Raw genomic sequence first — 6,124 nt, forward strand, 5'->3', positions numbered from 1 at the left:
CCTCAGCGACGCCGACTTCTCCGACGCCGACCTGCGGGAGGCAAATCTGCGCAAGGCGCGGGGCCATGGCACCAAGTTCACCGGCGCGGATCTGAGACTGGCTGATCTCCGAGGAACCGACCTCACTGGTGCCGACCTGACGCGGGCGAAGCTGGAAGGCGCACTGGCGAGCGACGTCACCGCATGGCCGACGGACTTCGACATTCAGGCGTCCGGCGTCGTCATGGTCGAGGATCCCGACACCGAGCCGAGCATCCTGCTGCCGGCCGCCGCGATCGCCAGGGACGCCCCACCCCTGCGTTCGTCTTGATGCTCCTCCGATCGAGGGGGTCCGTTGGGCACCAGACCCGGAGGCACGCGAGCGTGACCCATGGCTTGGTAAGGGACGGAGCGTTTGTCGTGGCGGGGTCAGGGCCGATGCGGACGTCGCGGGCCGGCTGACAACCGCCCCCTCCCCCGGCCCCCGCCCCGGTCGCTGCCCGGTCACGGCGCGCGCGGCACACGGCGGAGTCGTTCGCGACCTACCCGTACATCATGGCGGATTTCCTGTTTCGGCTGTTGTCGGACGAGATGGACGTGAGCCCGGTCAGCATCACGTTCGGTGACGGCGACCCTTTGAACTTCGTCCGCGGGATCGAGACAGAACGTCGGTGGCAGGAGGGGCGGAATCCGGAGACCGGAGCGCCCGACCCGTTAGCCGGCGAGTTCACAGCGTCAGCGTCGCGGGCGGACACCGGCGGCGGCCACTGCAGTCCCGGCGTCCGGCGTGGAGCGAAAATTCCCCTCTGGCCATGCTCTCGTCAATGCTCCGTACGGGAGTCGCTTTGGACACCGTGGAGGGTTCTACGCGCGTCGGAATCAACGTCGGCATATCGGAAGACACCAGCCGGAACCGTCTTAGTTGGAGCAATGGCCACAACCACTGGGCAGGGGGCGCAATACGCCCCGGGCCAGGAGAGAATTCCGGACGCACTGTCCAAAAACAGCAAGAGGAAAGATCTGTGCGACCAAGACTCTTCGGCGCGACCGCCTCCGTGGCCGCACTCGGAATACTGGGTTCCCTCGTCACCGCCTGCGGCTCGTCCGGGAGCGACGGAGGGACGACGCTGCGCCTGGTGGCCGCCGAGTACGGCGACAGCCCGGCGACCAGCTCCAAGACCTACTGGGACAAACTGACCGCCGCCTTCACCGCCGTCCACCCCGACAAGAAGGTCGAGGTGACGCTCTACCCGTGGGCAGACGTCGACCGCGAGGTCGCCCGCATGGTCAAGGAGGACAACGCCCCGGACGTGGCCCTGATGGGCGCGTACTCCGACTTCGCCGCGCAGGGCCGCCTCTACTCCGCAAGTGAGCTGCTGTCGGTCAGGGCAGAGGCGAACTTCCTGCCGCCGCTCGCAGAAGCGGGTTCGGTCGGCAACACCCTCTACGGCTTGCCCTTCGTGGCCAGCAGCCGGCTGCTCTTCTACAACGAGGAGCTGTTCGACAAGGCCGGAGCGAAGCCGCCGAAGACCTGGTCGGACCTGAAGAGCGCGGCCAAGGCGCTCAAGAAGGAGGGCGTGCTCTACCCGTACGCCCTGCCGCTCGGTCCCGAGGAGGCGCACGCCGAAGCCCTGATCTGGGAACTGAGCAACGGCGGGGGCTACACCGACATCAGCGGCGGCTACAGCATCGCGTCCCCGCGGAACACACAGACGTTCCGCTGGATCAAGGACAACCTGGTCGTCCCCGCCCTGACCGGCCCGGTCCCGCCGGCCGAACTCAACCGCCAGGATGCCTTCGCCGCCTTCCTGCGCGGCGAGGTCGGCATGGTCAACGGCTACCCCTCGCTCCTCCACGAGGCGAGGGCCAGGGGCATGAAGGTCGGCACGCTGAGCATGCCGGTGTCGGACACGCTGACAGACGGGGACACCCCGCCGACGGCGGGCGTCGCCGACTGGATGATGGCCTTCAAGCACGACGACAATCGCGAACTGGTGCGCTCGTTCCTGGACTTCGTCTACGAGGACAAGAACCTCATTGAGTTCGCCGGGCGCTACCACCTGTTGCCCTCGACGGTGTCCGCGACCCAAGCCTCCAAGGACGCGGGGGCAGACCCCAGCGCCGAGCAGTTCCTGATCGCACTGCGCGGCGCCCAGCTCTACCCGGTCAATGAACCGTCCTGGCTGCAGGTGAGCAACACCATCAAGCGGAACATCGGCAAGGCCGTCGCGCCGTCCGCCGACCCGCAAGCCGTGCTGGAGGACATCGCCCAGCAGGCCCAGGACATCACAACGCAGAGGTAGGGGTCTCCAGGATCTGTGGGCACGCCCTCCGCCCCCCGCGTCGCCGGTTCCCGTTTTCCCGGTTCCTCCGATGTTCGTTTTCTACCGTTTCCATTCCCCTCCGCTTGCCGCCCGCGTCCCACTCGGACGCGGTGACTGAGCCGTGTGGCGTCGACCGGACGTCCGCTCCGTGCCCCGCGAAATGCCCACAAGGCGTGCGGGTGCCCGGCCGCGGTCGACCTGCCTGTTTTCCGTTCGCCCTCGCCCGGAGCGCAGCCACGGCATGAAGCATCGACTTCGGCGCGAAGGGGATGCCGGCCGTCGCCCGTGCCGTGAGGCGCGTCCCCGGTACGCCGAATTTTTTTGCGGTCTCCGCAAATTTTCTGGGCGGCTGACTCTCTCGATCCGAGCATGGGCGAGAGACGACTCCGGCGGGCAGGCCGACCGGAGCAGGAGGGGGACACCCATGATCGCGCCGACAACTCTGGCCGCCGTACCACCCGCACTCAGCGTGCGAAGGCGTTGGACGGTACTCGCCGTGTGCGCGCTGAGCATGTTCCTGGTGGGGGTCGACACGACGATCGTCAACGTCGGACTGCCCGAGATCGGACGCGGCCTGGGGGTCGGAACCCACGGTCTGGAATGGATCGTGGACGCCTACACCGTGGTCCTGGCCAGCTTCCTCATCGTTTCCGGCGCCCTGGCCGACCGCCTCGGCCGACGCCGGGTCTTCCGGTCCGGCCTCGTCGTCTTCGGCCTGGCCTCCCTGGCATGCGCCTTCGCCCCGTCGCTCGGGTCACTCGTCGCCGCCCGGGCCGTCCAGGGGATCGGCGCCTCGATGCTGAGTCCCGTGGCGCTCGCGATCGTCGTGAACGCGATGCCCGACGCCCGCGAGCGCGCCCGGGCCATCGGTGTGTGGGCGGCGGTCTTCGGGCTCAGCATGGCGGCAGGCCCGGTCACCGGCGGGGCGCTCATCGCCGTCTTCGGGTGGCGGTCGGTGTTCTGGATCAACGTCCCGGTCGTCGTCGCCGCGCTCGTCCTCGTCGCCGTGTTCGTGCCGGAGTCCCGCAGCGAGCGTGCCCGGCGGCTCGACGTGCCCGGCCAACTCCTGTTGACTGCAGCACTGTTCCTCGCGGTCGGCATCCTCATCGAAGGCCCTCGCATCGGCTGGACCTCGCCTGTCGCCGTGACGTGCTACACGCTGATCGCCCTCGTCGCAGCGGCCTTCGTCCGAGTGGAGCAGCGCCGACCCGAGCCGCTGATGGACCTCGGGCTCTTCCGGCGACCGGCCTTCACCGCCGCGGTGCTGGGCGCCGTGGCCGTGTTCGTCGCGCTGAACGTCAGCCTCCTGCTCACGACGCTCTACCTCCAGCAGGCCCGCGGCTGGACGCCGCTCGCGTCGGGAGTCGCGACCCTGCCCATGGCGGTCGGCGCCACCCTGTGCGCTCCCTGGTCCGGCATCCTGGTGGGGCGGCTCGGGCCCCGGATTCCGCTGCTCCTCGCAGGCGGCTTCACCGCGGCCGGCGGTTTGTGCCTGGTGAACCTGGAGCAGAACACGCACCTGTCGCTTCTCTTGACGGCCTATCTCCTCATCGGCGTCGGCTTCGGCTTCGCCAACGCGCCCCTGACCAACACCGCCGTCAGCGGCCTGCCGCCGTCCCAGGCAGGCGTGGCCGGGGCGATCTCGTCCACCGCACGCCAGGTCGGTGCGGCGGTCGGCATCGCGGTCGCAGGTGGACTGGTCGCGGGCGTCGCCCCCACCGGCCTCGCCGAGGCCTCCCGTACCGGATGGCTGCTCGTGACCGCCTGCGGGCTCCTCCTCTTCGCCGCCGCCCGCGCTGCGCGAACAGCGCCCCCCAAGGGGTGAGCCGGTCGCTGCGCACTCCCGAGCCGGTGGTCTCCAGCGACAGCCACAGCCACACGGCCACGGCCGCGGCCACGCCCTGGGGGGGCGCTGGGGCCGGCGAGCTGCCTGCCCGGCGTCGGCCCCCTCAGTGGATCCGGTGCTCCGTCCAGAACGGGCCGAGGTCCTTCGCCGTCGCAGCCTGGGCTGCGCGCTTGAAGTCCGCGGTGGTGGAGACGCCCAGCCAGTGCTCTCGCACGTAGCCGCGCAGCATGCCGGCCATCGCCGGAGTGCCCAGGACGCGTTCCAGGTCGTGCAGGGCGCAGGCGCCGCGCCCGTAGACCACTCGGCCGTACTCCGTGCGGTGGCCGTCCGCGTAGTAGGCCAGGGAGCGGGTGAGGGCGGCCGTGTCGCTGGGCCACTCGCCGTGGTCGGCCCAACAAGTGCCGGTGTCTTCGCGGTAGTACAGCTGGTTCGCGTACTGGGCGAAGGACTCGTCCAGCCAGGGAGACGCGAACTGGTCGTTGCCGACGATGCCGTAGAACCACTGGTGGGCCACTTCGTGGACGACGGCCGACCCCTCCGGTTCGGTCCACAGCAGCACGAGGCCCGGGAACTCCATGCTGCCGAAGTCGTCGAGGGCGTCGCTCATGACGAGGTCGAGCTCGCCGTACGGGTAGCGCCCGAACCGCTCCCCGAACTCGTCCACCGAGCCGGCGGCGTCCCTCAGATCGGTTGCGACGCCCTCGGGGGACGTGGTGGCGGTCCAGTACGCGTTCAGCCGGATTCCGCCGGGCGTGGTCAGCGTCCGCGACCGGAAGGGGCCCGCCGCCCACGCGAAGTCCCGCACCCCGCGCGCGACGCTGGTGCTGATCGTGCGGCCGGGTGCGCCCGCGTGCCGGGTGCTGGTGCCCGTCGCGGGAACGACCAGTGCGTCGGGGTGGTCGAGCACGACCCGGAAGTCACCGGCCAGGGTGTAGAAGCTCTCGCCGAAGCCGACGTCCGGGTCGAGGTGCCGGCCCTGAGCGTCGCGTACGGACAGCAGGGGCAGCGCGTTGCCGAGGTAGCGGTGCGCGCCGTCCCTGCCGAAGCGGTGAACGCGGTCCGGGACTGTGATCGCGACGTCGAAGGAGACGCTCGTACGCGCCCCGTACGGCAGCGGCGCGGGCAGGTCGATCTGCAGCGCGGTGCAGCCCACGGCGAGCGGTCGAGGGGCGCCTCCGACGACCCTGCTCACCCGGACCGGGGACGGCCTGCCGGGGGCTCCGCAGCCGTCGGCGCCGTTGCCCCACAGCCGTACGTCGACTGAACGCAGCGGAGTGCTGGCGGCATTGCGGAAGGACACCGTCTGGCGGCCGGTCCAGTGCGAGCCGTCGCGGTCGGCGCGCAACGCCACGTCGTACGAAGGGCGGTCCGGTGTCGCCGCCTCCGACGCCCCACCACCCTGCAGTCGGACGCCGAAGGAGGGGCTCTCGGGCCACGCGGCCCACGTCGGGGGCCCCGAGTCTGCTTGGTCCTGCGCCACGGCCGTCTGTGGGAGGAGCAGCAGGACGGCCGCGAGGGCGAGCAACGGCGCCCGCCAAAACCTGAGCGAGGTCATGACAGGCACGCTAGAACGCCCGTGCGCCCGGACGGACCGGTTCCGACACACCGGGCGCAAGCCTTGCCTCCCTGTCTGTCATGGAGGCGAGTACATCCGCACTCGCACCCTCGAAGGCCGTCAAGCGCGAAGAAACCACGGCAGCGCGGGCGTCACCGACGGCGACAGTGCTGTCCATGGCGCTCCGCCTCCGCGACGTGCGGGCTTCTAGCCCGTCACGCAGGGGCGTCAGCGCTGCGAGCTTCGTTCCCGATGGAGCCGACCGAGGCGATGGTCCAGGCGGCGGTGCCCCACAAGGTCAGCGCGCAGCCCAGGCCGACAACTGTGGGGACCACGTTCTGCGCCGCTGGCACGGCGGTCAGCGCCGCGCCGACGAGGCCGACTGCGATCAGCAGCGCTGCGGTCACACGCATCCGCGGT

At 70.4% G+C, this 6,124-nt stretch carries 4 protein-coding genes and 1 pseudogene; 3 read left to right on the forward strand and 2 right to left on the reverse strand.

Annotation, left to right across the window (positions count from 1 at the left end; translation table 11 throughout):
• From VIU94_RS29740 to VIU94_RS29750, 3 genes are all read left to right on the forward strand, one after another.
• A partial coding sequence (locus VIU94_RS29740) for a pentapeptide repeat-containing protein (protein ID WP_331915973.1) occupies window positions 1-310 on the forward strand: 310 nt, incomplete at its 5' end.
• Between the two features lie 691 nt (window positions 311-1,001).
• Window positions 1,002-2,282 carry an extracellular solute-binding protein gene (locus VIU94_RS29745; protein WP_331915975.1) on the forward strand — a complete coding sequence of 427 codons (1,281 nt, stop codon included), beginning with the start codon at window positions 1,002-1,004 and terminating at the stop codon, window positions 2,280-2,282.
• 517 nt (window positions 2,283-2,799) lie between these two features.
• The gene (locus VIU94_RS29750; protein WP_331915977.1) at window positions 2,800-4,128 is read left to right on the forward strand and encodes an MFS transporter; all 1,329 of its coding nucleotides are present in this window, start codon (window positions 2,800-2,802) and stop codon (window positions 4,126-4,128) included.
• 124 nt (window positions 4,129-4,252) lie between these two features.
• Here VIU94_RS29750 and VIU94_RS29755 read toward each other — a convergent pair whose 3' ends face one another.
• Window positions 4,253-5,704, reverse strand: coding sequence for a M1 family metallopeptidase (locus tag VIU94_RS29755; RefSeq protein WP_331915979.1), 1,452 nt, complete (start codon window positions 5,702-5,704; stop codon window positions 4,253-4,255).
• A 215-nt stretch (window positions 5,705-5,919) separates the two neighbouring features.
• A pseudogene (locus tag VIU94_RS29760) lies at window positions 5,920-6,124 on the reverse strand (hypothetical protein); the annotation flags it as partial.

It is taken from the genome of Streptomyces sp. (genome assembly GCF_036566765.1).
In the GTDB taxonomy this organism is placed as follows: domain Bacteria; phylum Actinomycetota; class Actinomycetes; order Streptomycetales; family Streptomycetaceae; genus Streptomyces.

Excerpts from the sequence above, each read along its gene's own strand:
- VIU94_RS29755 (WP_331915979.1), bottom strand. The coding sequence starts at position 5,704 with ATGACCTCGCTCAGGTTTTGGCGGGCGCCGTTGCTCGCCCTCGCGGCC.